At 51.9% G+C, this 26,324-nt stretch carries 29 protein-coding genes, 3 tRNA genes and 1 pseudogene; 28 read left to right on the top strand and 5 right to left on the bottom strand.

Annotation, left to right across the window (positions count from 1 at the left end; all coding sequences use genetic code 11):
• Positions 1 to 132 precede the first annotated feature (132 nt).
• The 6 genes and pseudogenes from HZS80_RS08675 (at position 133) to HZS80_RS08655 (ending at position 4,506) form a co-directional block, all read left to right on the top strand.
• Positions 133 to 408 (top strand): Lrp/AsnC family transcriptional regulator, encoded by a 276-nt coding sequence (locus HZS80_RS08675; RefSeq protein ID WP_008958975.1) that lies wholly within the window; start codon positions 133 to 135, stop codon positions 406 to 408.
• 96 nt (positions 409 to 504) lie between these two features.
• Positions 505 to 1,362 carry a DNA/RNA non-specific endonuclease gene (locus HZS80_RS08670; protein ID WP_179915840.1) on the top strand — a complete coding sequence of 286 codons (858 nt, stop codon included), beginning with the start codon at positions 505 to 507 and terminating at the stop codon, positions 1,360 to 1,362.
• A 256-nt stretch (positions 1,363 to 1,618) separates the two neighbouring features.
• Positions 1,619 to 1,843 (top strand): helix-turn-helix domain-containing protein, encoded by a 225-nt coding sequence (locus HZS80_RS24120; protein WP_339935390.1) that lies wholly within the window; start codon positions 1,619 to 1,621, stop codon positions 1,841 to 1,843.
• Positions 1,844 to 1,871: 28 nt separating this feature from the next.
• A pseudogene (locus tag HZS80_RS24115) lies at positions 1,872 to 2,359 on the top strand (transposase).
• A 168-nt stretch (positions 2,360 to 2,527) separates the two neighbouring features.
• On the top strand, positions 2,528 to 3,589 hold the full coding sequence (locus HZS80_RS08660) for a DUF559 domain-containing protein (RefSeq protein WP_179915807.1): 1,062 nt from the start codon (positions 2,528 to 2,530) through the stop codon (positions 3,587 to 3,589).
• Between the two features lie 56 nt (positions 3,590 to 3,645).
• Positions 3,646 to 4,506, top strand: coding sequence for a DNA/RNA non-specific endonuclease (locus HZS80_RS08655; RefSeq protein ID WP_246361831.1), 861 nt, complete (start codon positions 3,646 to 3,648; stop codon positions 4,504 to 4,506).
• A gap of 91 nt (positions 4,507 to 4,597) precedes the next feature.
• On the opposite strand, the gene HZS80_RS08650 is transcribed toward HZS80_RS08655, so the two are convergent.
• The 3 genes from HZS80_RS08650 to HZS80_RS08640 form a co-directional block, all read right to left on the bottom strand.
• Positions 4,598 to 4,684 (bottom strand) — tRNA-Leu (locus HZS80_RS08650).
• Between the two features lie 45 nt (positions 4,685 to 4,729).
• A tRNA-Leu gene (locus tag HZS80_RS08645) sits at positions 4,730 to 4,816 on the bottom strand.
• 64 nt (positions 4,817 to 4,880) lie between these two features.
• Positions 4,881 to 4,967: transfer RNA gene (locus HZS80_RS08640), tRNA-Leu, on the bottom strand.
• Positions 4,968 to 5,216: 249 nt separating this feature from the next.
• On the opposite strand from HZS80_RS08640, the gene rnr reads away from it, so the two are divergent.
• The 9 genes from rnr (at position 5,217) to HZS80_RS08595 (ending at position 13,249) form a co-directional block, all read left to right on the top strand.
• On the top strand, positions 5,217 to 7,634 hold the full coding sequence (gene rnr, locus HZS80_RS08635; protein WP_179915839.1) for a ribonuclease R: 2,418 nt from the start codon (positions 5,217 to 5,219) through the stop codon (positions 7,632 to 7,634).
• A gap of 2 nt (positions 7,635 to 7,636) precedes the next feature.
• Complete coding sequence (rlmB, locus tag HZS80_RS08630) at positions 7,637 to 8,422, top strand: 23S rRNA (guanosine(2251)-2'-O)-methyltransferase RlmB (RefSeq protein ID WP_009287665.1); 786 nt, start codon at positions 7,637 to 7,639, stop codon at positions 8,420 to 8,422.
• Between the two features lie 219 nt (positions 8,423 to 8,641).
• Positions 8,642 to 9,019, top strand: coding sequence for a 30S ribosomal protein S6 (gene rpsF, locus HZS80_RS08625; RefSeq protein WP_007113338.1), 378 nt, complete (start codon positions 8,642 to 8,644; stop codon positions 9,017 to 9,019).
• Between the two features lie 33 nt (positions 9,020 to 9,052).
• Positions 9,053 to 9,280, top strand: coding sequence for a 30S ribosomal protein S18 (rpsR, locus tag HZS80_RS08620; RefSeq protein WP_008958980.1), 228 nt, complete (start codon positions 9,053 to 9,055; stop codon positions 9,278 to 9,280).
• A 12-nt stretch (positions 9,281 to 9,292) separates the two neighbouring features.
• Positions 9,293 to 10,144, top strand: coding sequence for a hypothetical protein (locus tag HZS80_RS08615; RefSeq protein WP_133730237.1), 852 nt, complete (start codon positions 9,293 to 9,295; stop codon positions 10,142 to 10,144).
• A 15-nt stretch (positions 10,145 to 10,159) separates the two neighbouring features.
• Positions 10,160 to 10,606: a 50S ribosomal protein L9 gene (gene rplI, locus HZS80_RS08610; RefSeq protein WP_022522724.1), complete on the top strand. Its 447-nt coding sequence runs from the start codon at positions 10,160 to 10,162 to the stop codon at positions 10,604 to 10,606.
• A gap of 276 nt (positions 10,607 to 10,882) precedes the next feature.
• Positions 10,883 to 12,271 carry a replicative DNA helicase gene (dnaB, locus tag HZS80_RS08605; RefSeq protein WP_179915805.1) on the top strand — a complete coding sequence of 463 codons (1,389 nt, stop codon included), beginning with the start codon at positions 10,883 to 10,885 and terminating at the stop codon, positions 12,269 to 12,271.
• Positions 12,272 to 12,410: 139 nt separating this feature from the next.
• Positions 12,411 to 12,704: a hypothetical protein gene (locus HZS80_RS08600; RefSeq protein ID WP_008958984.1), complete on the top strand. Its 294-nt coding sequence runs from the start codon at positions 12,411 to 12,413 to the stop codon at positions 12,702 to 12,704.
• Between the two features lie 242 nt (positions 12,705 to 12,946).
• Positions 12,947 to 13,249 carry a DUF6482 family protein gene (locus HZS80_RS08595; protein ID WP_179915804.1) on the top strand — a complete coding sequence of 101 codons (303 nt, stop codon included), beginning with the start codon at positions 12,947 to 12,949 and terminating at the stop codon, positions 13,247 to 13,249.
• A 37-nt stretch (positions 13,250 to 13,286) separates the two neighbouring features.
• Here the strand turns inward: HZS80_RS08595 and HZS80_RS08590 are convergent, their stop codons facing one another.
• The gene (locus tag HZS80_RS08590) at positions 13,287 to 13,685 is read right to left on the bottom strand and encodes a thiol-disulfide oxidoreductase DCC family protein (protein ID WP_035563143.1); all 399 of its coding nucleotides are present in this window, start codon (positions 13,683 to 13,685) and stop codon (positions 13,287 to 13,289) included.
• A gap of 280 nt (positions 13,686 to 13,965) precedes the next feature.
• Between HZS80_RS08590 and hemH the strand changes: the two genes are divergently transcribed.
• From hemH to rloA3, 12 genes are all read left to right on the top strand, one after another.
• The gene (hemH, locus tag HZS80_RS08585) at positions 13,966 to 15,045 is read left to right on the top strand and encodes a ferrochelatase (RefSeq protein ID WP_179915803.1); all 1,080 of its coding nucleotides are present in this window, start codon (positions 13,966 to 13,968) and stop codon (positions 15,043 to 15,045) included.
• A 237-nt stretch (positions 15,046 to 15,282) separates the two neighbouring features.
• Positions 15,283 to 17,634, top strand: coding sequence for a putative monovalent cation/H+ antiporter subunit A (locus HZS80_RS08580; RefSeq protein ID WP_179915802.1), 2,352 nt, complete (start codon positions 15,283 to 15,285; stop codon positions 17,632 to 17,634).
• Positions 17,627 to 18,058 carry a Na+/H+ antiporter subunit B gene (locus HZS80_RS08575; RefSeq protein ID WP_008958991.1) on the top strand — a complete coding sequence of 144 codons (432 nt, stop codon included), beginning with the start codon at positions 17,627 to 17,629 and terminating at the stop codon, positions 18,056 to 18,058. Before HZS80_RS08580 ends, HZS80_RS08575 begins: the two co-directional genes overlap by 8 nt.
• 18 nt (positions 18,059 to 18,076) lie before the next feature.
• Positions 18,077 to 18,424 (top strand): Na+/H+ antiporter subunit C, encoded by a 348-nt coding sequence (locus HZS80_RS08570; RefSeq protein WP_008958992.1) that lies wholly within the window; start codon positions 18,077 to 18,079, stop codon positions 18,422 to 18,424.
• Complete coding sequence (locus HZS80_RS08565; protein ID WP_179915801.1) at positions 18,421 to 20,025, top strand: Na+/H+ antiporter subunit D; 1,605 nt, start codon at positions 18,421 to 18,423, stop codon at positions 20,023 to 20,025. The genes HZS80_RS08570 and HZS80_RS08565 overlap by 4 nt, the downstream gene beginning before the upstream one ends.
• Entirely contained in the window at positions 20,022 to 20,495 is a 474-nt protein-coding gene (locus HZS80_RS08560) for a Na+/H+ antiporter subunit E (RefSeq protein WP_035563156.1), read from the top strand. The genes HZS80_RS08565 and HZS80_RS08560 overlap by 4 nt, the downstream gene beginning before the upstream one ends.
• Positions 20,495 to 20,764, top strand: coding sequence for an MrpF/PhaF family protein (locus HZS80_RS08555; protein ID WP_008958995.1), 270 nt, complete (start codon positions 20,495 to 20,497; stop codon positions 20,762 to 20,764). Before HZS80_RS08560 ends, HZS80_RS08555 begins: the two co-directional genes overlap by 1 nt.
• Positions 20,757 to 21,161: a monovalent cation/H(+) antiporter subunit G gene (gene mnhG, locus HZS80_RS08550; RefSeq protein WP_035563159.1), complete on the top strand. Its 405-nt coding sequence runs from the start codon at positions 20,757 to 20,759 to the stop codon at positions 21,159 to 21,161. The genes HZS80_RS08555 and mnhG overlap by 8 nt, the downstream gene beginning before the upstream one ends.
• Before the next feature lie 201 nt (positions 21,162 to 21,362).
• Complete coding sequence (locus HZS80_RS24110; protein ID WP_179915800.1) at positions 21,363 to 21,542, top strand: DUF2256 domain-containing protein; 180 nt, start codon at positions 21,363 to 21,365, stop codon at positions 21,540 to 21,542.
• Positions 21,539 to 22,984, top strand: a complete 1,446-nt coding sequence (locus HZS80_RS08540) for a DASH family cryptochrome (protein WP_179915799.1) — start codon at positions 21,539 to 21,541, stop codon at positions 22,982 to 22,984. Before HZS80_RS24110 ends, HZS80_RS08540 begins: the two co-directional genes overlap by 4 nt.
• Positions 22,985 to 23,076: 92 nt before the next feature.
• Positions 23,077 to 24,345 (top strand): lytic murein transglycosylase, encoded by a 1,269-nt coding sequence (locus tag HZS80_RS08535; protein ID WP_179915838.1) that lies wholly within the window; start codon positions 23,077 to 23,079, stop codon positions 24,343 to 24,345.
• A gap of 33 nt (positions 24,346 to 24,378) precedes the next feature.
• Complete coding sequence (gene rloA3, locus HZS80_RS08530) at positions 24,379 to 24,933, top strand: retropepsin-like aspartic peptidase RloA3 (RefSeq protein WP_179915798.1); 555 nt, start codon at positions 24,379 to 24,381, stop codon at positions 24,931 to 24,933.
• A 30-nt stretch (positions 24,934 to 24,963) separates the two neighbouring features.
• Here the strand turns inward: rloA3 and HZS80_RS08525 are convergent, their stop codons facing one another.
• Positions 24,964 to 25,677, bottom strand: a complete 714-nt coding sequence (locus tag HZS80_RS08525; protein ID WP_179915797.1) for a 16S rRNA (uracil(1498)-N(3))-methyltransferase — start codon at positions 25,675 to 25,677, stop codon at positions 24,964 to 24,966.
• 134 nt (positions 25,678 to 25,811) lie between these two features.
• On the opposite strand from HZS80_RS08525, the gene phaR reads away from it, so the two are divergent.
• Complete coding sequence (gene phaR / locus HZS80_RS08520) at positions 25,812 to 26,315, top strand: polyhydroxyalkanoate synthesis repressor PhaR (RefSeq protein WP_179915796.1); 504 nt, start codon at positions 25,812 to 25,814, stop codon at positions 26,313 to 26,315.
• Positions 26,316 to 26,324: the final 9 nt, after the last annotated feature.

Below are 26,324 nucleotides of genomic sequence, written 5' to 3'. Positions count from 1 at the left end.
GCGAATAGTGCAGCTTGAATAGCGACAATTGGTCACGCTGTCGCCGGGTGCTGCGCTCGCTTCCTCGTCGCTGCTATACTCTGCCCAGCTTTGATACTACTTTTATGACCATTTTCTCTTAAGGGGCGCGCCATGCAAAACGCAGTCATTTTAATCAATACCGATAAAGGTCAGGTCAAGGCCGTGGCCGAGCGTCTGGCCGATGTAGAGGGCATTAGCGAGGTGTACTCCACCTGCGGCCGCTACGACTTGGTGGCAATTGCCCGCACCCGTGATTTTGAAAGCTTGGCCGAATTGGTGACTGAGCGCTTGAACGCCGTGGAAGGGATTAGCGATACAGAAACCTTGAATGCCATGCAGGTTCACTCCCGCCACGATCTCGAAACGATGTTTTCATTAGGCTGGTAATCTGAAGAGCTTTATCGCCTTTGCTGTAGTTATTTTCATTATAAGAGTGACATAAAACGATAGGCGCTCGTAAGCGCTAGCCAGGGAGTAAGAGTGTTGGGAATATCGCTTTCGAGCTGGCGTCGTCAAGGTCGACGCCTTGGCATCGCCGTGCTGTTTATTGTGGTAGGCACAGGGCTGTGGGAGTTTCAGGAGCGCCAGCATAAAGATGCCTACACCTGGATGGGGGTGCCCACTTGGGAGGCGTTCCACCCCACTACGATGCACCGAGTGCTGCGCAATGATGGTTACTTGGTGGGATGGTCTGATGTACGGGTCAATCCGCTGTGGGTAAGCTATCAGGTTGAAGCAGTGGAGGACTCGAGTATTGGCCCGCGGCCAAATTTTCAAGCGGATTGGCGCACGCTATGGCTAGTTGGCACCGACAGCTATGCCGGTAGCGGTTATGATCGGGGGCTCATGGCGCCCAATTACGCGATTGCCGCTGTACATGGGCGAAGTGCCCAAGTAGATACTTTTTTAATGAGTAATATTACCCCACAGCAGCCTGAGCTAAATCGTCAGCTCTGGCAGCGTTTAGAAGAAGTGGTGATGGATCACTTTGCACCGCGCTTTGATCGCTTGCAGGTAATTACTGGCCCGGTATTCCCTGAACGTTTTATGGATAACGTCTTTAATCGGGTAGGACTGGCTGAAGTGCCCGAAGCGTTTTACAAGATCATTGTCGCCCCGCATAGTGAAGCACCATTAGCGCTGGCGTTCATCATGCCGCAGGATGTCCGTGGTAATGAGCCGCTGGATGACTACTTAGTGACCATTGATGAAATTGAATCCCGCACGGGGCTTAACTTCTTTCCAGAGTTAACGACGGAAGTAGAGTCTGTACTAGAAGGGGAGCTACGACTACAGGGTTGGGCACTTGAAGATGTGTCAAAACGCCAAGGGCGTTTTTAGTAGTGGAATGATTAGTCAGTTATGTGACTCTGTATAAATTTTGGCGTATAAAGGATAAAGCTCAATACCGAAGAGGGACGTAGCAGGTCTCGACACCTACGCTTTGTTTGACATCCGAGCAGCAGCATATGCTCAATGAGGTCTACCAGTATGGTAAAAAAGAGGGCTAAGTCGTCGCGCTCACGCCATCCTGCTTAGCCTTAATGGTCATACGATTAACTAGGTTCGCGACATTGCCGGGGTGAAACTAGATACTGTGTCTACTTGGTTAACCCAATGGGAAGCCGAGGGTATTGAGGGTCTTTATGACAAGCCTCGCGAAGGCTGGCCCAACCTGTTCAATAAAAGCGACTTTGTGGTGTTACAGCAACTGGTAGAAGTGCATCCCCAGCAGATCCCCGTCCTTCATGCGAAATTTCAGGAGCAGACCGGCAAAATTGTCAGTCGGGACACGCTGCGCCGTGCATTAAAAAAACGGTAACAGCTGTAAGTGGGTACGACGCTCATTGATGGCAAGGCGTGACGAAACGGATTTCCGTCATACACAAGGTCTGATCAATGTTTTGAAAGAGTGGGAAGATAGCGGCGAGTGTAATCTCTACTTCTTTGATGAAGCCGGTTTCTACCCATCATCATCACTTCCTTATGCCTGGAGTCCGATCAGCAAGCCATGGGGAATAACCGCTTACTCACATAGCAAAAGCTTGAACGTACTAGGGGTTCTTTCCAGAAAAGTTGACTTTTTTCATCGTATGACCACCGAGGCAGTGACGACGGATATTGTGATAGAAGCGTTTGATCAGTTCGCCGCCCAGAAAGATTCTGACGCGTTCGCTATCGTTGTGCTGGACAACACCAGAATACACCGCTCCAGCGCATTCATCTGGTATATCTGTCGACTTATTCACAGGAGCTGAACCTGATCGAAATTCTTTGGCGTGAAATAAAATATCGATGGTTACCGCTGACAGCCTGCCGTTCCTTCGATAAGCTCTGAAACGTGGTCAGAAATGTGTGTAATAACTATGGAATAAATAACTCGATAACTTTTACATGACTACTTAATAGGGGTAAAATGTTAGTAAGTATCACAATTTTTAGTGATGTTTATCGTTTTTTCTAATGCTTTTTTATTGAAAAAAAGCCTTATAAGTAGGATGCCTTGATGACGCCTCAACTGTGGTATCAGAAAAATAGTGACTTACTCGATAGCCAGTTTGAGCACTTATTCTTTGATAATGTGCTTAGTAATATTGCAGAGCTAAACTTTTCTTACCTACAAGCACAGACGGGCTTCATTGATGACGATGGTAAGCAGCGCTACTGTGATTTTACAATTGCTGAAGGTCAAGAGGTTCGTATCGCGATAGAAGTCGATGGTTACGACAAGCGTGGTACTGGAGGTGGGATGACCCACGCTGAGTTCGTGGATTGGCAAAGACGACAGACAGCTTTAACATCACAGGGCTGGCATGTACTGCGCTTTGCTAACCGTGATGTTGTTAATGAACCTCTCCGTTGTTGTAAAAATATTAGTGCACTTCTTACTAAACTTCGTCAAAAAGAGGCTGGACGATCCGAAGCTAGGATTTTACTGAAAGCTCATGCTTTGCAAGAAAAATATAAAGCTTCAGTATTGTTGACTGAAAAAAATATTAACCAATATTCAACGTTTTCAAATGAGCAAAAAATTGGCTCATTGCCATCTGCTTTAGCTCAAAAAGATATAGCACGATACTCAAAGCTAAAAGATGAAAAAAAAATAGATTACTTTTTTATAAGGGCTCTTAAGAAGATTGGTTTGCCGATAATTTTAGCGATAGGTTTCTTGACTTGTGTTTATTTTTTTAACCCGCTATGGCTTCAGACGCAGTTGCAATTGGCCTTTTCATATTTTGTTACATCACCACAAATATGTACTGATGCAGTTCATTGGAGTGAAGTAATGGGTCATTTAGGTCAAACTATAAAAGTTGAAGGGCCGATAACACGTATTAACTACAGGCCCGATATCACTGGAAAGCCAACTTGGATTGAAGTTGGTAGTGTTTTTCCTGACCCTGATAGGTTGACACTGTTGATCTGGGGTGACAATCGCTCTCAGTTTGAGCCAAAAATTACCCTCAATCTCCTTGGTAATATAGCGTGCGTTACCGGTGAACTAAGTGAGTATCAAGGTAGCTTTCAGATACAATTGCAGGATCCAGAACAACTAACTATTAACTAAAATTATGTGAATTATACTGCATGATAAATGTTTTTGTTTGGGAGGGGTTAAGTTTGTTGGGGAAGTTGGTTTCGCACTGGCGTTGGCAGGGTCGACGCTTTGGTATTGTTTTGCTGTATGTTGTTGTAGGTGCCGGTCTTTGGGAATTTCAAGCGCGCCAGCACAAAGATGCTTATACCTGGATGGGGGTGCCCACTTGGGAGGAGTTTCGCCCCACCACAATGCACCGAGTGCTGCGCAATGATGGTTACTTGGTAGGCTGGTCTGATGTGCGAATCAATCCTCTATGGGTAAGTTATCAAGTTGAAGCCGTGCAGGACTCGAGCATTGGCCCGCGGCCAAATTTTCAAGCCGATTGGCGCACGCTATGGCCAGTTGGCACCGACAGCTATGCCGGTAGCGGCTACGACCGGGGCCATTTAGCGCCAAACTACGCCATTGCAGCGGTGCATGGGCGCAGCGCTCAGGTCGATACCTTCCTAATGAGCAATATGACTCCGCAACGGCCCAATCTGAACCGACAGCTCTGGCAGCGGTTAGAAGAAGCGGTGATGGATCACTTTGCGCCACGTTTTGACCGCTTGCAGGTGATTACCGGCCCCATTTACCCAGAACACTTTATGGATAACGTGTTCAACCGGGTAGGGCTGGTCGAAGTGCCTTCGGCTTTTTACAAGATTATAGTGGCGCCGCACAACGAGGCACCATTAGCGTTGTCGTTCATCATGCCACAAGACGTTCGAGGCAATGAGCCGCTGGATGACTATTTGGTGACCATTGATGAGATTGAGGCGCGCACAGGGCTTAACTTCTTCCCAGAGTTAGCGACGGAAGTAGAGTCTGTGTTGGAAGGGGAGTTGCGTATACAGGGATGGGCACTTGACGAAGTGGCAAGGCGCCCGGGGCGATATCAATAAGCTGGGGATACTAAGAAGAAGGGGGGTAAAGTGAACGGAGTATAATCAGGGGAGATAGTAATAATGATGCGGACATGGCCCATGTAAATCATGGTGCCCAGGAGAGGACTTGAACCTCCACGTCCATACGGACACTAGCACCTGAAGCTAGCGCGTCTACCAATTCCGCCACCTGGGCGCATCATCTAACGCTTGGATTAACTACTTACCGTTTGTGTTCGTATGGTGCCCAGGAGAGGACTTGAACCTCCACGTCCATACAGACACTAGCACCTGAAGCTAGCGCGTCTACCAATTCCGCCACCTGGGCGAACACAAACCTTGCCTTGGCTAACACCGTACTGCTTATACCAATAGATAGCATAAAAGCAGTTTGGTGCCCAGAAGAGGACTTGAACCTCCACGTCCATACGGACACTAGCACCTGAAGCTAGCGCGTCTACCAATTCCGCCATCTGGGCAAGTGGCGCGTATAATACCGGGGTCATGGTTAAATGCAAGACCCCTTATGCGCTTTTTATAAAGCAAATTGTATAAACTACGTCTAAGACGGTTGGGTGATTGAACGTGCAGCGCTATACTGCGCCTATGACTAAACAAAACCCTATTCATTTCAGCCTATCAAGCGTTGAAATATCCAGCCCGCAACGCAACGCGTTTGCGCCTTTTTTATGCCTCTCGCAAATGACGCCATCAAGGATGTTGATCGCATGAAGTACTGGACGTTAAGTGATGATCCGCACGCCGAGCGCGAGGCGCATAAATATGGCAACCCGGCGCCAAGCAGGGAGTATTTGCTTGCAGCCTTAGAAAGCTATGGCAAGCCGATTACCCATGAAAATATGAGCCGCCTGCTGGGTCTGGAAGACGAAGAGTTGATCGAAGCTGTCCGTCGCCGTTTGGCGGCGATGGAGCGCGATGGTCAAGTGCTGCGCGACCGCCGAGGTGCCTATGCGTTGATCGACAAGCTCGATCTCGTCAAAGGCAAAGTGCTTGGCCATCGTGATGGCTTTGGTTTCCTGCTGCGTGATGATGGTAAAAAGCCTGATTTGGTGCTGCCGCCTCGTCAAATGCGGCGCGTTTTTCACGGCGACCATGTGTTGGCACGCGTTAGCGGGCGTGATCGTCGTGGTCGTGATGAAGCGACCATTGCCGATGTGATTGCGCGTAACACCCAGACTATCGTCGGTGTTTACCGTAGCAATACCCCTGAGTTTGGTATTCTAATACCGGAAAACCCGCGTATTACTCAGGAAGTGATTATTCCGCATAGCGCCTGCGGTGGCGCTAAAGATGGCCAGGTGATCTCGGCCAAGATTGTCCAGCAGCCGGCCACCCGAGTGCAGCCGGTGGGCGAAGTGGTCGAAGTGCTGGGGGAGCGTATGGATCCTGGTATGGAAATTGATATTGCGATTCGCAGTTACGATATTCCTGCAGAGTTTCCGCCTGAAGTGCTCGATCAGATCGCCGGTATTTCAGCAGAAGTGCTGGAAGAGGATAAGCAGCACCGCGTTGATCTGCGCGATGTGCCGCTGGTTACCATCGACGATGAGTCCGCCAAAGACTTTGACGATGCGGTGTGTGCCTGGAAAACCAAATCGGGTAGTTGGAAGCTGCTTGTCGCCATCGCGGATGTTTCCCACTACGTTCGCCCAGGCACGCCGCTGGATAATGAAGGCCGCACCCGGGGTAACTCTGTCTATTTCCCTGGCCAAGTCGTTCCCATGCTGCCCGAACTGCTGTCTAACGGGCTCTGTTCGCTGAACCCCCATGTGGATCGCCTGGTGCTGGTGTGCGAGATGAATATTTCGCAAACCGGTGCTATTAGCCGCTACCGCTTCTACGAAGCCGTCATGAATTCCCACGCCCGCCTTACCTACAACAAGGTGGCCGCGATTCTCGATGAGAAGAGTGAAGAGGGTGAGGCGCTACGCGCCGAGCATAACGAGCTAGTGAAACCGCTGAAAAATCTTGAAGAGCTTTACTACTTGTTGCGCGAAGCACGTGCGGAGCGTGGCGCAATTGATTTTGATACTACTGAAACGGCGATCATCTTCAACGACGAGCGCAAAATCGAAAAAATCGTTCCACGTAGCCGTAACAATGCTCATAAGCTTATTGAAGAGTGCATGCTGGCCGCCAACGTGGCGACTGCTCGCTTTCTGGATAAACATGATTTGCCTGCGCTCTACCGAATTCATGAGCGGCCAACGCCAGAACGCCTAGACAAGCTGCGCCTCTTCTTAAACGAGCTGGGGCTTTCTGTTGGCGGTGGTGATATGCCGACGCCACAGGATTATCAGGCGCTGCGTGAGGCGATTGCTGATCGCCCTGACTTCGATATCATCCAAACAGTCATGCTGCGTTCGATGAATCAGGCGGTCTATTCGCCACAGAATGAAGGTCACTTTGGCCTAGCTTATCAAGCCTACGCTCATTTTACTTCGCCGATTCGCCGCTATCCTGATCTGCTGGTACACCGTGCTATTCGTTCGGTGATCCGCGGTCCGCGCCAGACCAACACGGTGTTGCGCGTGGAGGGTGCGCCGGTTGAGCCGCCCAGCAAGTGGTGTCCGTATACCTTCGAGCAGATGCTTGAACTGGGTGAACACTGCTCAATGACTGAACGTCGCGCCGATGAAGCCACCCGTGATGTAGAGAGTTGGCTGAAGTGTGAGTTTATGTCTGACAAGCTTGGCGAGATGTTCGAAGGTACCATCGCGTCGGTCACTCAGTTTGGTCTGTTTGTGCGTCTGGATGAGTTCTTCGTGGAAGGCTTGGTTCACGTGACGTCGCTGCCTTCGGATTATTACCACTACGAAGCTGAGAAGCACCGTCTTAAAGGTGAGCGCACCGGCACGACCTACCGTTTGGGCGATGGTCTTACCGTCCAAGTGGCGCGTGTCGATATGGACGATCGTAAGATTGACTTTGGGCTGGGTGATGAAAAGCCGCGCCCACGCCGCCAGCCGCGTAAGAGCCGCGGTGGGGAAGGGGGCGCTGGTGCTAAAGGTGGTGGTGCTAAGGCATCTGGTAACAAACCATCCAATAGCGAGAAGCCTGCTACGCGTCGCGGCCCACGCCGTACGCGAAATGGCCCACGCAAACCATCACCGAATAAGGGCTGAGTATGAAGTCGGCGTCTTCACGGCGGGGCCCCAAGACCCCTGATGGTTTGGATCAGGTATATGGCGTTCATGCATTGCAAAGCTTGTTAGACAGAGGCGAAGCGCCCCGAGAGCTTTGGGTGCAGCAGGGGGCAGGGAGCCGCTTAAAAGAGCTGATTACCCAGGCCCAGGCGCATGGTGCTCGAGTAAAAGAGCAGCCCCGGGATTTGCTTGATCAGCTAACCCAGGGGGCGGCTCATCAGGGAGTGGTGGCGTTTTGTCCGCCGTTAACTCCTGAAGGTGAAGAGTCGCTCTGGCTTAAGCTACGCGCCTGGCCCTCGAATACACCACCGCTGTTGCTGATTTTGGATGGCGTGACGGATGTGCATAACTTTGGTGCCTGCCTGCGTAGCGCGGATGCCGCCGGTGCCCACGGCGTGATTGTGGCGAAAGATAAAGCCGCACCGCTCAATGCAACGGTGCGTAAAGTCGCTTGTGGCGCCGCCGAAGTGGTGCCGGTTTATCAAGTGACTAACTTGGCTCGCACCCTGGCCAAGCTAAAAGATGCCGGTGTCTGGATAACCGGTACGGCTGGTGAAGCTGAGGCCAGCGTTTTTGACATTGATATGACCGGCCCCACCGCGCTGGTGATGGGGGCGGAAGGCAAGGGCATGCGGCGCTTGACTCGCGAAGCCTGCGATAATCTTGCCAAGCTTCCCATGGCGGGGGAGGTCTCTAGCCTTAATGTCTCGGTGGCTACTGGTATTTGCCTGTTCGAGGCTGTCCGTCAGCGCCAGCTTGCAAGTTAACCGCCGTGCTACTAAGATACACGCGCCCGTTTGTCTGCAAGCGGGTGTTAGCTGTCGTTGAAGTATTAGCTTTTGCTGAAATGAAAAGTTCTGTTTGATGCCCCTGTGGCCGCCTAGCGCGGTGGCGGAGCACTTCAGTTAACTCCTTGCTTCCCTGTCGTCGTTTATTGCGTTAAGCAATGGCACACAAAGGAAGCTGTCAAACCGCAAGGAGATCCCATGCGTCATTACGAAATCGTGTTTATGGTCCACCCGGATCAAAGCGAGCAGGTGCCGGCAATGGTCGAGCGCTACACCAGCATCGTTACCGAAAACAGCGGCACTGTGCATCGTCTAGAAGATTGGGGCCGTCGTCACTTGGCTTACCCAATCAACAAGATCCACAAAGCCCACTACGTGCTGATGAACGTTGAATGTAGCGGCGAGACTCTCGACGAGATCGAGAACATCTTCCGTTACAACGACGCCATTATCCGCAGCCTGGTTGTTCGCTGCAAAGAAGCTGTTACTGAAGCTTCCCCGATGATGAAACCGGCAGAAGAAAAACGTCCGCGTCGCGAAGAAAAACCGCGCGCTGAAGAAGAAGAAACTGCCTGATTTTATTCACTGCACGTTTTAAGGAGCTAGTCCATGGCACGTTTTTTCCGTCGCCGTAAGTTTTGCCGCTTCACCGCTGAAGGCATCAAGCAGATCGATTACAAAGATCTGGACACGCTGAAGGCTTACATCACCGAAACCGGCAAGATCGTTCCAAGCCGTATTACCGGCACCAAAGCACGCTATCAGCGTCAGTTGGCGACCGCTATCAAGCGTTCGCGTTATCTGGCACTGCTGCCCTACTCCGATAGCCACCAGTAAGCGTTTAACGTGATGCTGGCACTAGCCCGATGGCTAATGCGGGGCACGCCTTACGCTGCAGGCGGGGCGGCCTTGGCAACGCTAGTGCCTTGGCTGTTCTGGTTAGGAGCAGCCATCGCTGCGTTGATGACGCTGCGCAGAGGTTTTGCCCCTGCGCTACCGGTCATCATCGCCGCAGCACTACCAGCCGGTTGGTGGTGGGCTCAGGGTGATGTGATTCCGCTTGCCAGCTTACTGCTGGTTACGCTGATGGCCGTTATCCTGCGCGAGAGGATGCGTTGGGGGGAAACCTTGATTGTGGGGACGTTGGTCGCCGCCGTCATGGTTCAACTCGGCATCTTCAGTCCGCCAGGTGGCACTGAGCTAATGCTTGAGCAGTTGCGAGAAGGTTCAGAAGAAGTGGATCGCATGCTCACGGAATTTGCCAATCAAGGCTACGATACTCAAACCATTGCCGCACTGGTGGTGGGTGGAGTAACCGGGCTTGTGGTGCTGTTGGCAGCCATAGTGTGCTTGGCACTTGCGCGGAGTTGGCAAGCTGGGTTGTACAACCCAGGTGGCTTTCGCGAAGAGTTTCACGCACTGCGCTTGACCCCTAAAGAGCTAGCCGTGCTGGTCGTCATTGGGGTGATAGGTATGCTGCTAGGCGCTCATGCGCTGGCGATGCTTGGTTGGATTCCGCTGTTGGTAGCTGGCGTTGCGTTAGTGCACGGGTTTATTGGAATAAAGGGGATGAACGGGCTGTGGCTGGTAGCATTTTATGTGCTACTGATCACGACCTGGCCCACGATTCTCATTGTGCTGCTGTTGGGGCTGATTGATACATTCGCGAACGTTCGCGCACGCCTTGCCCGCAGCAACTGACAAGAGGTTTACGAGATGGAAGTCATTCTGCTCGACAACATTGGTAAGCTGGGCGGCCTGGGTGACAAGGTCACCGTGAAGCCTGGTTATGGTCGTAACTACTTGGTGCCTTACGGCTTAGCCGTACCGGCCACCAAAGACAACATCGAAGCGTTTGAAGCACAGCGTGCTGAGCTCGAAGCGCAAGCCGCTGAGCGTAAGGCAGAAGCCGAAGCGCGCGCTGAGCAGCTAAACGACATCGAACTGTCTTTGGTTTCCAAAGCAGGCGATGAAGGCAAGCTGTTTGGTTCTATTGGTCCGCGTGACCTGGCCGACGCGATTTCCTCTGCTGGCATCGATATTGCCAAAAGCGAAGTCCGCATGCCAAATGGCCCAATTCGTCAAACTGGCGAATACGACATCACTCTTCACTTGCACGCTGAAGTGGATGCCGTTGTACGCGTAGTGGTAGTTGCAGAGTAATTGAGCGAGTAGTTAAGTTAGTAACGACGTAAAGTCGTTACTAACGGCAGCTAATACAGCTGCCTCAAAAGGCGCGGGGTTTCTCCCGCGCCTTTTGTTTTTCCGGGTATCCGCTAGTTCTGGATATTCGCTATTTTTTGGGCGTTGCCAAAACTATCCAGCCCATCCCCCGCTGGGTATTTTAAGACAACGCCTTGATCATGTTGGTAGTCGCACCGCATGCGGCTAAGATAAGCATCTTCACCGGCTACGCAGTAGTGTTTAAAGGAGCTCGCTATGCAGGACCAGCCTTCTGCTGATACAGAAACGGCAGCGCTAAAACTGCCGCCGCATTCATTAGAGGCGGAGCAGTCGGTACTAGGCGGGCTCATGCTAGACAACCAGGCCTGGGATAACGTTTCAGAGCGGTTGGTCGCTGATGACTTCTACCGCTATGAGCACCGTTTGGTGTTCAACGTGATGATTCATCTGGCTGAAGCCGGTCAGCCGCTGGATGTGGTGACGCTTTCTGAAGCGCTGGAAGCGCGTGATCACTTGGATACCGTAGGCGGCCTGGCGTTTTTGGCAGAGCTTGCTCGTAACACGCCCTCTGCCAGTAATATTCGCGCCTATGCTGATATCGTGCGTGAGCGGGCAACGCTGCGCAAGCTGATCCGTGCGGCTAATCAAATTGCCGATAGTGCCTTTACTCCCCAGGGGCGCCCGGCTGATGAATTGCTTAACGAAGCCGAGCGGTTAGTGTTCCAGATTGCCGAGGAGCGCCCCAAAACGGGCGGCCCCATTGGCATGAGCGATCTATTGACCAAGGCGGTGGATCGTATTGATGAGCTGTTTAATCTGAAAGGTGAAATGACCGGGCTTTCCACTGGTTTTCGTGATCTGGATGAAATGACCACCGGGTTGCAGCCATCCGATATGGTGGTCATCGCCGGTCGACCCTCGATGGGTAAAACGACCTTCGCTATGAACCTGGTTGAACATGCGGTGATTTCCAGCGACAAGCCAGTCATGGTGTTCTCCATGGAGATGCCCGCAGAGTCGCTCATGCTGAGGATGCTGTCTTCCCTGGGCCGAATCGATCAAACCCGTGTGCGTACCGGGCAACTGGAGGACGAGGATTGGCCGCGTTTAACCTCAGCGGTTAATCTGCTCAAAGATAAACAGCTGTTTATCGACGACACCGCGGCCTTGTCGCCTAACGAAATGCGCTCAAGGTTGCGCCGTGTGGTGCGTGAACATGGCAATATCGCACTGGTCATGATCGATTATCTTCAGTTGATGCAGATCCCTGGCTTCAATGAAAACCGTACCGGTGAGATTTCTGAAATTTCACGCTCCTTGAAGGGCTTGGCAAAAGAGTTTAACTGCCCGGTGGTTGCGCTCTCACAATTGAACCGCTCATTGGAGCAGCGCCCCAATAAACGTCCGGTTATGTCGGATTTGAGGGAGTCTGGAGCGATTGAGCAGGATGCGGACGTTATTGCCTTCGTTTATCGCGATGAAGTCTATAATCCAGATAACCCCGATAACCAAGGTATCGCGGAGTTAATTATTGGTAAGCAGCGTAACGGCCCGATCGGCACCGTTCACATGGCGTTTATCGGTAAATATACTCGCTTTGAAGATTTGGCCCCGGATAGCTACGGTCAAGCATTCGGCGACTAGGTTTTTACAGGCTGGTTTGGGAAGACTGGTGTTTAAAGACGGGCTTGTAAAGACAGCTTTGTGATGAGTCACTTGAGGATGGGGAGCGAGCTCGTATAATGCCCATCCACGACGATATGCAAATAAACGGGAGTAGCAAATGGCAGGTGGATTTCGGCGCGGTAATCGGCAGCGTCTTCCTAAGCTAGAAGGTCGCGGTGAGCTTGAAGCACTGGAGCGTGAAGGGCCTTTCAAAGAGTGGTTAGGTATGCCAGACCTTTATCGTTACCATTTGGTCGTGGAGGGGGAAAAGTATAGCTATCAAACCGAAGATGGAGAGCTGCCCGTTAAGGTGGGGGATAAGGTCGTGTTTCGTTACAAAGAGACCAAAGGCGGCAACTGGATTGACCGTAATTCACTTGGCAAAGCCATCGACCCTTCTGAATATCAATAAAATAACGACTTCTTGACGCTTCGGTCAGGAACTCTCTTGCACTGTTGCCCTCCTAATAGCTGAAAAACTAGTGTTGGAAAATCACTTGTTGAATAACCAGCTACTGTGCGTCTATCTTTTAATGGACGTCACAACACTGCAACAACAGGGCAACAGAAATGTCATAGGGTGCAGTCATGCTGTGCCCTGATGCCATGTCTGATGGCATACTTGATGACACAGACAAATAACAGGAGGGAACCATGGAACTGAAGGATCTTAAGCAATTTGTCGCCAGCCACGACGACTTTGAAATTCGCGTGATTACCCATTCGGGTAGCCGTTTTTATCAGGTTGAGCTGGAAGATGTTGAAGGCGAGCGCCATATGCTGATGCAGCGTTCTAAGCCAATGCTATTTCGCTCGCTGGATGATGCCTATATGGAACTCAAACGGGCTGGCATTCACCGCGCGTACTTAGTACAGCACGTGCCGCACGATGAAGTAATTGGCCGTGACGCTCATTACAGTGAGCCGCTTACATCGCGTATGCCGTTAGTATTTTAAGTTTACGCGCTAACCCAAACGCTTCACGTATAAATCGTTAACCCTTAGCTTTACGCTTTTCCCACCACCGCCCGATTCGTATTCGACGACGGGCAAAATAACGGTAACCGGCATTCATCACGCCGTGTACACCCGGTAAGCATGAAATCTTCACCAGCCGCCGGTAGCCCAAAACTGCATAGAGGGCACGGCTGGCATCCATCCCGATATACCACTCTCCTTGGCTATCTTTTAGATGTAGTTGGCCCATCATCGCATTAAATTCCTGCCCGTATGCCTGAGCGTTAAAGTCACTGGCCTGGATATCTACCAGTGCGATGCGTTCCCGGTGACGATGCTTTTTAAGCCAAGCCACTTCCTGCTGACAAAAAGGGCAGTGGCCATCGTGGAAAAGTGTGGCGGGCGGTGACGCATGTAGCGGTGTGTAGTGGCTCATCGTTGTCCTTTATTGGTTGGGCTGATCGTATTGGCGGGCGCGTCTTGTAGCATTTTGAGTGAAAAAGAGAGCTGATTGCCAAGCATCAGAAGCACAGGCTTGGCCATGGATTGGCCTGTAGTTATACAACCTGAATTTATACAACCTATAGTTATACAAATGATGCCGATAGTATAACTTTATGCCGCCACTTTCCCGAAAAGTGGTAAGATTTAGCCATCTGGTAGGCTTAAATTTTATTAGTGATCAGTGACACCGTTATATTTCAGGAGCATGAGTAATGACCGAGAATGTCGTCAAGGATCAGCCGGGCGAAGGCCGTTTGGCCCATGCACCTAGCGATCATCCGCCGGTGCCGCGTGCCAAAGTCGGCGTGGTACTCGCGAACTTGGGAACACCGGATGCCACCGACTATTGGTCAATGCGTCGTTACCTGAGTGAGTTCCTGTCTGATAAGCGCGTGGTTGACTATGCCGGTTGGAAATGGCAACCACTGCTGCAGTTGATTATTTTGACTAAGCGTCCATTTTCGTCGGGTAAAGCGTATCGTAGTATTTGGAATAACGAAAAAAACGAGAGCCCGCTGTTAACCACCACGCGTGCTCAAACCGAAAAAATAACGGCGCGTCTGAAAGCACTTTATGGCGACGATGTCGAAGTCGATTTCTGTATGCGCTACGGCAACCCTTCTACCAAAAGCGTATTGACGCGATTGAAGGAGAAGGGCTGTGAGAAAATCGTTTTTTTCCCTCTCTACCCTCAGTACGGTTCTCCGACGACGGCTACGGCTAACGACGAAGCATTTCGTACATTGATGAAAATGAAGTGGCAGCCTTACATCCGCACAGTGCCCGCGTATTTCGACCATCCTGCCTATGTTCAGGCGTTGGCTAACTCGGTACAAGAAGCCTATGACGGTTTTGCGACCCGGCCCAGCAAGCTTGTCGCGAGCTACCATGGGGTGCCCGAGCGTTACTTGATGGAGGGAGACCCTTACCACTGCCAGTGCCAGAAAACGACGCGTCTGCTACGTGAGAAGCTTGGTTTCAGCAAAGAGGAGGTCGATACCGCCTTCCAGTCACAGTTTGGCCCTGAAAAGTGGGTTGGCCCGCAAACCGTCAAGCATGTAGCGGAGCTTGCCAAGCAGGGGCATAAACATATTGCGATTATGTCGCCGGCTTTCTCGTCAGATTGTGTCGAAACCCTGGAAGAGATCGAAGAGGAGATTCGCGATAGCTTTATGGAAGCGGGCGGAGAGACGTTTAGCTACATTCCTTGCCTGAATGATCGCGACGACCATATCGAAGCGCTACTAAGAGTTATCAATAATGAATTAGCGGGTTGGTTGTCTATTGCCTAACGTGTAACACCTTATTTGCTATAGTCATTTCTTGACAACAGCCGCAGACGAGTTTTTGTTCGCCAGCGGCTGTTTGCGTTTAAGCGTTTGACTGGTCAGTCAAAACCATCTGTTATAAGGTGTACAACTTTAGAATCACACTACTTCAACGCTGGCATGCCAGTGACAGGGCATGATGCCTGGGTATTCGCCTCAACCTCCAAGGTGAGCCTTTCATTTTTCAGGAGATTTCGCCAGATGCAACTTGCCGTTTTAATGGGGTTTTTGCTGGCCGCGTCGTCACCGCTACTGCATCGTTGGTTTGGGCATCGCACCAGTCTTGTACTGGCGCTTTTCCCAGCAGGGTTAGCGGCCTGGCTGTTACTACAAGCCCCTGAAATCATTGAGAACGGCAGCTTGCTGTTGGAGTGGCAGTGGGTGCCTTCCCTGGGTATCAGCCTTACTTTCCTGCTGGATGGTTTGTCACTTCTATTTGGGCTATTGATCACCGTCATGGGCGCCTGCGTGCTGGTGTATGCCGGTGGTTACTTAAAAGATCATCCCGATATCGCACGTTTTCATATTGCACTCGTCGCCTTTATGGTCTCAATGCTAGGGCTGGTGTTAGCGGACGGGCTATTTACACTGTTTATTTTCTGGGAACTGACCAGTATTACCTCCTATTTACTGATCGGTTTTAATCACGCCGATATTGAAGCACGTAAGTCTGCCCGTCAGGGCCTGTTCGTCACGGTGGCCGGTGGCTTAGCATTAATGGCGGGCCTGGTATTGTTGGGGATTGCGAGCGGTAGCTGGTCGCTGGCGGAAATCCTTGATCAGGAAGCCGACCTGCGCGAACACACTCTTTACACACCCATGTTGATCTGCTTGCTGTTAGGAGCGTTTACCAAGTCGGCTCAGTTTCCGTTTCACTTCTGGCTACCTAATGCCATGGCAGCACCTACGCCGGTCTCGGCTTACCTGCACTCTGCCACCATGGTAAAAGCTGGTATTTATCTACTGGCGCGCTTGCATCCAGAACTAGGCGGCACGGCGATGTGGGTGGGAATTCTGTCCGTCGTAGGCGCGACCACGATGCTAATCGGCGCGTTCCTGGCAATTCATCATACTAATATCAAAAAACTGCTGGCCTACTCGACTATTATGGCGCTAGGAACGCTGACGATGCTGCTGGGCATTGGGACTGAGTACGCGATGACGGCTTTTGTTACCTTCCTGCTCGCACATTCGCTATATAAGGGCGCGCTGTTTATGGTTGCCGGTATTCTTGACCACGAAACTGGCACCAAGGATGTTACTCAGATGGGCGGGCTGCGCGCATTAATGCCGGTAACGGCGATTATCGCGCTGGTCGCGGCACTTTCACTGGCAGGGGTGCCGCCGCTGTTTGGCTTTATCGGCAAGGAGCTAATGCTTGAGTCTGTGTTAGGCGCCGATCGCTTCCGTATGCTGTTGGTATTATTCGCTTTTGTCGCTTCTATTTTGACCATCGCGGTGGCCTTTATCATTGCGTTACGGCCCTTTTATGGTAAACGTCATCACACCCCTCTTGAGCCTCATGAAGCGCCGCTAAGTATGTTAGTGGGCCCTGCGTTACTAGCAGTAGGGTCGCTACTGTTGGGCTTAATGCCTGCCTTGCTAGGCGCTAATGCCTTATTAACGTCAGCCGCTACTTCTGTTTCTGGAGAAACGATGGAGGTGACCCTATCACTTTGGTACGGCATCAATGTGGCGTTGATAATGTCGATCATCAGCCTGGGCGTTGGCTTTTTGCTGTTTAAGCGTTGGGATAACGTGCGAGCCAAGCTTTCATTACTGGCACCGATCAGGCGCCATGGCCCCGAAGCGGGCTATGAAAGCATGATGAATGGCATTGTGCAGTTCTCTGAGTGGCAAACACGTCTGCTGCAAAACGGCTATATGCGTAACTACATCCTGGTGATGTTGATCACGCTTATCGCGCTAATTGGTAATTCAATCTTGTTACGCCATTCGCCAATATTCGCTTTTGATCTTGATGTTCGTTTCCACGAGGTGGTGGTGGCGGGCACGATGGCAATGGGCGCTCTATTTGCCACAACGACTCGCTCGCGCCTTGGGGCCGTCGTGTCGGTTGGGGTAATGGGCTTCTCTATTGCGTTAATCTTTATTCTTTTCAGCGCGCCGGACTTAGCGATTACCCAGTTACTGGTGGAAACCTTAACGGTGATTTTATTGGTGCTGGTGCTATTCCGGCTGCCGAGGTTTTCAAATCTTTCCACCAGTCTAGAGCGCATAAGAGATGGTGTGGTAGCCGCGATGATGGGCATTTTGATCTGCTTATTGATTATGACCGCGTGGAGTATTCAGCAGTTTGAACCAATTTCGACGTACATGATTGAGAACAGTGCCCCGCTGGCCTACGGCCGCAATATCGTCAACGTTATTTTGGTGGATTATCGCGCTCTCGATACATTGGGTGAGATGTTCGTGCTGGCACTCGCAGCGATTGGTGTTATTGCCATGCTGAAGCTGCGTCATGGCGAGAACAGCAATGGTAAGAGCGGGGAGAGCAGTAAAGTGACCACCAAGGAGCCTTACGATGGTTAAGTCAGGCACGATTATTCTCAATACGGCGGCACGGCTGTTGATGCCGCTGCAATTGCTGTTTTCTGTTTTTCTGCTGCTCAGGGGGCACGATGAGCCGGGCGGTGGTTTTATTGCCGGTTTGGTAGCCGCTGGGGCCTTTACGCTTTACCTATTTGCCTTTGGGGTGAGCGCGACCAAAGAAGTGCTGCGGATGGTTGATCCCCGTGACCTGATAGGCATCGGCCTGCTGCTGGGGATGATCTCGGTGGTGCCCGCTTGGTTTATGGGTCAGCCTTTTTTGACTGCCCAGTGGTGGACTATTCCGGTGATTGATTTTAAAGCCTCCACGCCGCTGATTTTTGATATCGGCGTTTACTTTGCCGTGCTGGGCTCCGTGACGGGCATGGTCATGACGCTGATGGAGGTGGATAAGGATGAACCCTGAATTCACAGGAGGCACCGCATGGAACCATTGATGGCAGTGGCAATTGGTCTGCTGTATGCGACGGCCATTTTTATGATGCTGCGTCGCTCTATCGTCAAACTGGTGATTGGTTTGATGCTGCTTTCCAACGCTGCCAATTTGCTGATTTTCACCACGGCGGGCATGACCCGTGGTGCCCCGCCGCTGATTGCGGAAGGTATGATGCAGCCGCCTAGCGGCGTAGCTGACCCTTTGCCCCAAGCGGTTGTGCTAACAGCGATCGTGATTGCCTTCGGGGTACTGGCGTTTGCAGTGGTATTGATTCGACGTGCCTATGAAGTTGTTAAGGCCGATGACCTCGATAAGATGAAGGATACTGATACGTGAGGCCTGAAGTTGCTCTTCCCGTCCTCCTGCCCTTGTTGTCAGGGGCTATCTCGTTGCTGTTTTGGCGCTCGCGACCCATGCAGCGATTCATGGCGGTGGCTGGCAATGTCGCGCTGCTGATAGTCAGCCTGTGGCTGTTTGTAGCGACGTTGTCAGATGGCTACGTAACGATGCAGATGGGCAGCTGGCCAGCCCCGTTTGGGATCACCTTAATTGCCGATTTGCTAAGTGCCGTCATGGTCTTGATGACCGCGATTATCGGCTTGGCAATGGGGATTTACTCATTGGCCACCACTGGCCGTGGCCATGAAAAATTCGGCTATTACCCCTTGATGCACCTGTTGCTTGCCGGGGTGACCGGCGCGTTTTTGACCGGCGATATCTTCAATCTTTACGTGTGGTTTGAGGTGATGCTGGTGGCCTCGTTTGCGCTGCTGATTCTGGGTGGCGAGCGCGCACAGATGGAAGGGGCGATTAAGTATGTCACGCTGAACCTGTTAGCGTCGGTGATCTTCCTGACGGCGGTGGGCCTACTTTACGGGATGGTGGGAACGCTCAACATGGCTGACATTGCGCTGCGCATGGATGAGGCAGAGCACACAGGCATGGTCGAAGTGTTAGCAGTCATGTTTATGGTGGCATTCGGCATCAAGGCGGCGGCCTTCCCGCTGTTCTTTTGGTTACCTGCGTCTTATCACACGCCACCAGTCGCTGTTTCAGCGCTATTTGCCGGGCTACTCACTAAGGTCGGCGTTTATGCGATGTTCCGTGTTTTCACGCTGATATTCGATCAAACCATGGGCTATCTTCAGGACATTATGCTCTGGGGCGCAGTATTTACCATGGTAACGGGCGTATTGGGCGCGGCAGCCCAGTATGAGTTCAGGCGCATTTTGTCGTTTCATATTGTCAGCCAAATTGGCTATATGATCTTAGGTTTGGCGCTTTATACACCGTTGGCGATTGCCGGGGGGGTGTTTGCCATCGTGCATAATATGGTGGTGAAGACCAATCTATTTTTGATTAGCGGTATTACCCATCGGTTGCAGGGCACGTACCAGCTTAAAAAAATGGGGGGGCTTTATCGTGAGCGCCCTTGGTTAGCCGTTGCTTTCTTTATCTCTGCCTTCTCGTTGGCCGGTGTACCGCCGCTATCAGGTTTTTTTGCCAAGTTTGTGATTGTTCGCGCGGGTCTGGAAGTTGAGGCCTACGTGGCCACTGGTATTGCGCTGGCAGTGGGATTGATGACGCTCTACTCCATGGTCAAAATTTGGAATGAAATATTCTGGAAATCGCTGCCGGAAGATAACCTGGTACCCGAAACGGCCACGCCAACCGGCGACGATGGGCGGCTGTTAAAACCAAGTCTGTGGATGATGTATTTGCCAGTAATGGTGCTGGCTCTTTCATCGTTACTGATTGGTGTGTTTGCCGAACCGATTATGTGGGTAATGACCGGCATTGGTGATCAGTTGCTTGAGCCTCACGGGTATATCGAAGCAGTGCTGGGCGCTTCAGCCAGTGCCGAAGATGTGTTGCTGGATTCAGCTGTCGCCACCGACGAAGAACCTAAGGCTGACGCCGGGGAGGAGTTGCCATGACCGGTGCCATTTGGAACCTGCTGTTAGGATTAGCCTGGGTACTGTTGAGCGGGGATTTCAGTGGGCTGAATCTCCTTGTCGGCTTAATCTTCGGTTATATCACGCTGGTGCTAATTGAGCCTCAGCTGGATGCCCTGAAAGGTTATCCTGCTCGCGTGCCGCGCTTTATCGGTTTTATCGGCTTTTTTCTAAAAGAACTCATTCAAGCCAACTTACGTGTCGCGTTCGATATCGTGACGCCACCTTGGCATATGAAGCCGGGGGTTATCGCTATGCCGCTTTCCGCCCGTACCGAAATGGAAATTACCATGGTGGCCAATCTGATTTCATTAACGCCGGGAACGCTTAGCCTGGATGTGTCTGATGACCGCAAGGTGCTGTATATCCATGCGATGTTTTTAGATAACGAAGAGGAATTGCGACGTAATTTAAAAGAGATGGAGCATCGGGCCTTGGAGCTGTTTCGCTAATGGATACGGTTATTCTGATCAGCCAAGTCATCATGAGCCTGGCGCTTATCCTGACCTTTGTTCGTGTCGTTCGTGGCCCGAGCCTGCCCGACCGCGTGGTCGCATTGGAGCTTTTTTCAACCACTGTGGTTGGGTTGGTTGGGGTGTATGCGATCAAGTCGGATGTTGCCAGCTTCCTGGATGCCGCCATTGTGATTGCCTTGATGGGGTTTTTGGCGGCGATAGCGTTTGCACGCTTTTTGGAAAGGGGAGGTCCGCGGGATGATTGATTTTATAAAGGGCACGTTAATTATAGGTGGCGCGCTATTTATACTGCTTGCCTCGGTAGGCCTGCTGCGGTTGCCTGATTTGCTAACGCGTATGCACGCGACCACCAAAGCGGCGGCGTTAGGCGTGATTTTGGTTATGCTGGCTGCCGCTATGCACTTTGCAGAAGTAGGCATTGTGGCCCGTTCGTTTGCCATTATTGTGTTTATTTTGATGACCGCACCCGTAGCGGCCCATGTGATTGGGCGAGCCGGTTACTTTGTTGGTTCCAAGCTTTGGAGTGGAACGGTCAAAGATGAATTGCGCCCTAACTACGACCCATTGACCCACGAATTAAAAAGTGGCCTGGAAACGCAGGAAAATGCCAAGCGCCAGCCAAGGGAAACAGACCCCGACTAAAGCTGACGGCACCAATCCTGTCACCGCCAGTGAATAACCGCCATTGAGCCACCTTCGGGTGGCTTTTTCATATCCTCTGTTTAATAAACCCCGTTATTTTTATACACGCTGGTAAAAACTTATCATGTACAATAATTATACTGCATAGGATAATGTGTCTATGTTTTGAGGCATGCTACATGCGCGCGTGAGTAATGTTCAATGCACCGCAAACAACATCTGCCGCAAAAAACCTGCGTTCAATGCGAGCGTCCCTTCTTTTGGCGGAAAAAATGGGCGCGCTGCTGGAACGAGGTGTGCTACTGCAGCGAACGCTGCCGTCGTAGTGCTAAGCAGTCAAAGCGCTTGGCATCAAAGCACCCCAAGGAGGCACAAGCATGAACAGCACGATCGATATTGTCTGGCTGCAAGACGACCTGCGTATTGCGGATAATCCTCTTTTTCACTTTACCGCTCGTCCTAGCTACCTGCTTTGTCTCTTTGTCGTGGATGAGCAGTGGTTGGCACCTCTCATAGAGGGGGAATCGACGCCGCGGATCGGGCCAGCCCGATTACGCTTTTTATGGCAAAGTTTGATGGAATTGCGCGGTGAGCTTTTGCAACGCGGCAGTGACTTGTTGGTGCGCATTGGTAAGCCGAGTAACGTTGTCATTGAGTTGGCCGCTTCGCTTAACGCCCGACAAGTACGCGTTGCCGAGCATCCTGGGGTTGACGAAAATTCCCATATCCAAGCAGTTGTAGAGTCGCTGCCTGGTGAAACAACCGTTACGTGCATGGAAAGTGGACGTCTCTTTGAACGCGATGCATTGCCCTTCGAGCAGACTGTATTACCCGAAAGCTTTTCTGCCTTCAGGCGTAGCGTAGAGCAAGCATGTACGGTGCCTGAGAATCGTTGCGCACCGGTAACGCTGCCCCCCTGGCCTGAAGCCCCCAGAGGATTTCCACCCTTGAAAGCCGTCTGTGAACAGAGCGCCACCTGGCAGCCCGATAGCCGTCAGGGCTATGTGTATCGGGGCGGTGAATCGGCGGCACATACGCGCCTTAACGATTACATTTGGCGTCAACAGGGCGCAAAGACGTATAAGAAAACCCGCAATGGCCTGCTGGGCGCGAGTTTTTCAACCCGTGTTTCACCCTGGCTTGCCCGCGGCTGTCTGTCGGCTCGCCAAGTGTATGCTGCGGTGAAAGCGTGGGAAGCGGAGCACGGCAGCACCGAATCGAGTTATTGGATTACTTTTGAGCTACTTTGGCGGGAGTATTTTATCCGTGTCGCTGAGCTGGAAGGGGCGAAGATGTTTGGCTCTCGTCAACCTGCCAAGCCTTGTGCCGCTTTTGATGCTTGGCGCAATGCTGCCACAGGGCTGCCGTTTGTGGATGCCGCGATGTTAGAGCTGCGCCACACTGGCTGGTTATCCAATCGCGCCCGGCAAAATGTGGCCAGTTTTTTGGTGAAAGACTTAAAAGTGGATTGGCGATTAGGCGCTTTATGGTTTGAGCACTGCTTGGTTGATTACGATGTTGCCAATAACTGGGGTAATTGGCGTTATATTGCCGGAGTAGGGCGCGATCCACGACAGGATCGCTATTTTAACGTGCTTAAGCAGGCAGGCCATTACGACCCACAAGGGCTGTATGTTGCACACTGGTTGAAACCGCTCGAAAATTTCCCCCCTGGTTTAGCACGCCATCAGCCATGGCGTGTCAATGCTCACGCTTTTAAGGCTCCTTATGTTGAACCCGAACAGTGGGCGCAGTGGTTAATTCCTTACCAAGAAGCGGTTACAACAGCCAAGCCGCCTATATTGACTATCGTTACAAAGTAACCTTCACTGATGACCAGCCGTGAAGGCTGGCATCTACGACTTTTCTAGGCCATCATCCCAGGCATGCCAAGGACTGCCTAAGGATATAAATGATGTCTCGTAATTTCTCTGCTGGGCGTCCATTCCGCCCTTTAGTATGTGCCTCGTTCATTGCCGCGTTAAGCACTCCTTTTGCAGGCAGTGTTGCGCTCGCCGACTCTCAATTGATGACAGAAGTAGATACTCAGGCGGCTACTGAGGTTAGTTATGCAAACTTTCAGCAGTGGCTTCAGGAGTTTCGTCAGTACGCCGCCAATCAGGGAATCAGCGAAGCAACCCTGAGCAGTGCACTGGATGGCGTACGCTTTCGCGAGCGGGTGATCGAGCTCGACGGTTATCAGCCCGAATTTGTCCGCGCTATCTGGGAGTACCTTGATACTGCGGTGTCGTCTACGCGAATTAATACCGGGAGGGAGAAGTTGGTTGCCCACCGGGATACCGCGCTGCAGATGCAGCAACGCTTTGGCATCCCTGCCGAAATTATCGTCGCCATCTGGGGAATCGAGAGCAACTACGGCAGTAATTTCGGCGATTTCTCGACCTTGGAATCCCTTGCCACACTGGCTTATGACGGTCGGCGTCGTGACTTTGCTCGTGGTGAACTACTCGCTGCCTTGCGTATTATCGACGAAGGAGATATCGCCGCCGAGCAGATGAAAGGTTCTTGGGCAGGGGCGATGGGTCATACCCAGTTTATCCCTAGCAGTTTTGAAGCCTATGCCGTGGACGGCGATGGTGATGGCCGTCGCGATATCTGGGGCAGTATCCCCGACGTTATGGCATCAACGGCTAACTATCTTGACCGGGCTGGCTGGCAGGCCGGTCAGCCGTGGGGAGTCGAGGTGCGTTTGCCAGAAGGCTTTAATTATGCTCAGACCGAGCGACGCAGCAGCGCCGAATGGCGTTCTCAAGGCGTAGAGGCGCGGCAGGGCGAGTTGCCAGACTTTGATAGTGCGGCCATGGTTATTCCCGCTGGCGCTGAGGGTCCTGCCTTCCTAGCAGGCGCAAATTTCCGCGCCATTTTACGCTATAACAATGCCACCAGTTATGCATTGGCTGTCGCGACACTAGGTGAGGCGATCGCCGGGCGTGATGGGATTCAGCATGCATGGCCGCGGGATCAGCAACCGCTTACCCGTGACGATGTTCAAGAGCTTCAGCGGGGCCTAAACCGCGCTGGTTACTCTGTGGGCGGCGCGGATGGCGTAATGGGGCCTAATACACGCCAGGGGCTGCGGAACTTCCAGCGAGATCAAGGGTTAATACCGGATGGCTTTGCGACGCAAGCACTGCTTGAGCAGTTACGCCGTCGTTTAGAGTGATCAGATTTACGTTAATTTACCAAGGATGATGCTATGCAATTAATGGGCAAAAAGTTACTAGGCAGTGTGTTGATGGGAGGCTTGCTCTCTGCCTCCGTGGCAATGGCCGATGACGATCAAGTATTTGGCTGGGTTGAAAAAGCAACCCTGCAGCCTTGGGATATTGAAGTGAAGGCCAAACTTGATAGTGGCGCATTAACCTCCTCGCTGGATGCGCGGGATATTGAGCTGTTTGAGCAAGATGATGAAGAGTGGGTACGCTTTCGTTTAAAGCTTGAAGATCAGGCGAGTGGTGAGGTCTTCAGTGATCAGATTGAGCGTCCGCTCTACCGAGAATTAGCCGTACGCGGAGCTGGCGGCCGCGACGAGCGCCCTGTGGTGCTGCTGGAAGTCTGCATGGGCGACACTATTTATGAAGAGCAATTCAGTCTGCGCGACCGCGAAGAGATGAACTACCCGCTACTGCTGGGCCGCCGTACGATTAGCCATCTTGGCATGCTAGATGTGCGTGAAACCTTCTTGCAAGATCCTGACTGTGGGGAAAACGCGACCGTTGTGCCCCACGACCCGGAAGATGATCAATCTTAACCACTTACACTTACACTGATATTTACATAGTTAAAACAGCCGTGACAGCAGCGCGGTCACGGCGGTTTCGACGCGTAGAATGCGCGGGCCAAGGTGCATGCCCTCGCAACCCGCCGTCAGCAACTGCTCGACTTCCCACGCTATAAATCCTCCCTCTGGCCCTACTAATAACAAGGTAGGTTCACTGATATTTCTGGGACAGGGGGCAGGCATGCCAGGGTGGGCTACCAATCCGCGTCGGTTGCCCAGTAAGCCAGGTAGTTGCTGCTCTAAAAAGGGACGAAAGCCTTTGCTCAGCGTGACAGTAGGCAGCTGTGTATCGCGCGCTTGTTCCAGGCCTAATAGTAGGTGTTGATGAATTTTCTCAGCGCGTAACTCGGGTGACTGCCAGTAGCTTTTCTCTACCCGCTTGGTATGCAGTAAAGTGATCTCTTTCACACCCAGCGCCGTTACATGTTCCAACGTGCGCGCTAGCATCCGCGGGCGGGGGAGTGCTAGCACCAAGTGCACGGGAAGTGGTGGCGGCGGTGGTTCATTAAGGGCTTCCAGTTGGAAAAAGGCGCGTTCCGGCGTCAGTTCCTTCAGCAGCGCTTTACCCATGTTACTACCCTGTACACCTACGGTAAGAAGGTCGCCGGGGGCCGAGCGATGGACTTCGCGTAAATGTGTCAGGCGACGTGGGTCGGTGATGCAGACGTGGCCGTCGGCTGTCAGATCGTTAGGATCAAGCAAAATCAAATTCATAATGAGGTCTATTGGTCACAGAACAGGCGCAGTGCGTCTTGCTAAACTATTAAGGTGGCTTGCATGGACGCGTGGTGCAGGCACAATACCAGTAACGGGAACAAAAGCCCCTATCGCGTTTAAGGAGATGCGCCGTGCGCGTGATTCGCAAGTATGCTAACCGTAGGTTGTACGATACTCAGCAAAGTCGTTATGTAACGCTGGAAGACCTACGCCGTTTAATTATCGAAGAAGAGCCATTTCGGGTAGAAGATGCCAAAAGCAGGGAAGATCTGACGCGTACTATTTTGCTCTCTATTATTATCGAGCAGGAGCAAGCGGACAGCGAGGCCGAAGTGTTTTCTAACGACCTGCTGGCGCAATTAATCCGCGTTTACGACATGACATCACCGTTGCCGCTGTCTCGCTACCTAGAACAGGGTACTCAACTGATGTTAGAGCAGCAAAAACGTTTGCAAAGTCAGTGGAAGCAGGCGATGCGTAACACGCCGTTGGAGTTTATGCGCGAGTTAGCTGAAGAGAATATGCGCTTTTGGCAAAATACGCTGAACCAGCCCGGTCAAGCCGATGACTCAGACGATACAACGCAGGCTGAGGGTGATAACCGCGACACCAGCGATGATAAACCTACCTCCTAACCCCACTCG

This window comes from Vreelandella glaciei (assembly GCF_013415125.1).
GTDB classification, from domain to species: Bacteria; Pseudomonadota; Gammaproteobacteria; order Pseudomonadales; family Halomonadaceae; genus Vreelandella; species Vreelandella glaciei.
This window is presented reverse-complemented; position numbering and strand designations above follow the sequence as displayed.

Excerpts from the sequence above, each read along its gene's own strand:
- HZS80_RS08675 (WP_008958975.1), top strand. The coding sequence starts at position 133 with ATGCAAAACGCAGTCATTTTAATCAATACCGATAAAGGTCAGGTCAAG.
- HZS80_RS08660 (WP_179915807.1), top strand. The coding sequence starts at position 2,528 with ATGACGCCTCAACTGTGGTATCAGAAAAATAGTGACTTACTCGATAGC.
- rnr (WP_179915839.1), top strand. The coding sequence starts at position 5,217 with ATGAAGTACTGGACGTTAAGTGATGATCCGCACGCCGAGCGCGAGGCG.
- rlmB (WP_009287665.1), top strand. The coding sequence starts at position 7,637 with ATGAAGTCGGCGTCTTCACGGCGGGGCCCCAAGACCCCTGATGGTTTG.
- rpsF (WP_007113338.1), top strand. The coding sequence starts at position 8,642 with ATGCGTCATTACGAAATCGTGTTTATGGTCCACCCGGATCAAAGCGAG.
- rpsR (WP_008958980.1), top strand. The coding sequence starts at position 9,053 with ATGGCACGTTTTTTCCGTCGCCGTAAGTTTTGCCGCTTCACCGCTGAA.
- HZS80_RS08615 (WP_133730237.1), top strand. The coding sequence starts at position 9,293 with ATGCTGGCACTAGCCCGATGGCTAATGCGGGGCACGCCTTACGCTGCA.
- rplI (WP_022522724.1), top strand. The coding sequence starts at position 10,160 with ATGGAAGTCATTCTGCTCGACAACATTGGTAAGCTGGGCGGCCTGGGT.
- dnaB (WP_179915805.1), top strand. The coding sequence starts at position 10,883 with ATGCAGGACCAGCCTTCTGCTGATACAGAAACGGCAGCGCTAAAACTG.
- HZS80_RS08600 (WP_008958984.1), top strand. The coding sequence starts at position 12,411 with ATGGCAGGTGGATTTCGGCGCGGTAATCGGCAGCGTCTTCCTAAGCTA.
- HZS80_RS08595 (WP_179915804.1), top strand. The coding sequence starts at position 12,947 with ATGGAACTGAAGGATCTTAAGCAATTTGTCGCCAGCCACGACGACTTT.
- HZS80_RS08590 (WP_035563143.1), bottom strand. The coding sequence starts at position 13,685 with ATGAGCCACTACACACCGCTACATGCGTCACCGCCCGCCACACTTTTC.
- hemH (WP_179915803.1), top strand. The coding sequence starts at position 13,966 with ATGACCGAGAATGTCGTCAAGGATCAGCCGGGCGAAGGCCGTTTGGCC.
- HZS80_RS08580 (WP_179915802.1), top strand. The coding sequence starts at position 15,283 with ATGCAACTTGCCGTTTTAATGGGGTTTTTGCTGGCCGCGTCGTCACCG.
- HZS80_RS08575 (WP_008958991.1), top strand. The coding sequence starts at position 17,627 with ATGGTTAAGTCAGGCACGATTATTCTCAATACGGCGGCACGGCTGTTG.
- HZS80_RS08570 (WP_008958992.1), top strand. The coding sequence starts at position 18,077 with ATGGAACCATTGATGGCAGTGGCAATTGGTCTGCTGTATGCGACGGCC.
- HZS80_RS08560 (WP_035563156.1), top strand. The coding sequence starts at position 20,022 with ATGACCGGTGCCATTTGGAACCTGCTGTTAGGATTAGCCTGGGTACTG.
- HZS80_RS08555 (WP_008958995.1), top strand. The coding sequence starts at position 20,495 with ATGGATACGGTTATTCTGATCAGCCAAGTCATCATGAGCCTGGCGCTT.
- mnhG (WP_035563159.1), top strand. The coding sequence starts at position 20,757 with ATGATTGATTTTATAAAGGGCACGTTAATTATAGGTGGCGCGCTATTT.
- HZS80_RS24110 (WP_179915800.1), top strand. The coding sequence starts at position 21,363 with ATGCACCGCAAACAACATCTGCCGCAAAAAACCTGCGTTCAATGCGAG.
- HZS80_RS08540 (WP_179915799.1), top strand. The coding sequence starts at position 21,539 with ATGAACAGCACGATCGATATTGTCTGGCTGCAAGACGACCTGCGTATT.
- HZS80_RS08535 (WP_179915838.1), top strand. The coding sequence starts at position 23,077 with ATGTCTCGTAATTTCTCTGCTGGGCGTCCATTCCGCCCTTTAGTATGT.
- rloA3 (WP_179915798.1), top strand. The coding sequence starts at position 24,379 with ATGCAATTAATGGGCAAAAAGTTACTAGGCAGTGTGTTGATGGGAGGC.
- HZS80_RS08525 (WP_179915797.1), bottom strand. The coding sequence starts at position 25,677 with ATGAATTTGATTTTGCTTGATCCTAACGATCTGACAGCCGACGGCCAC.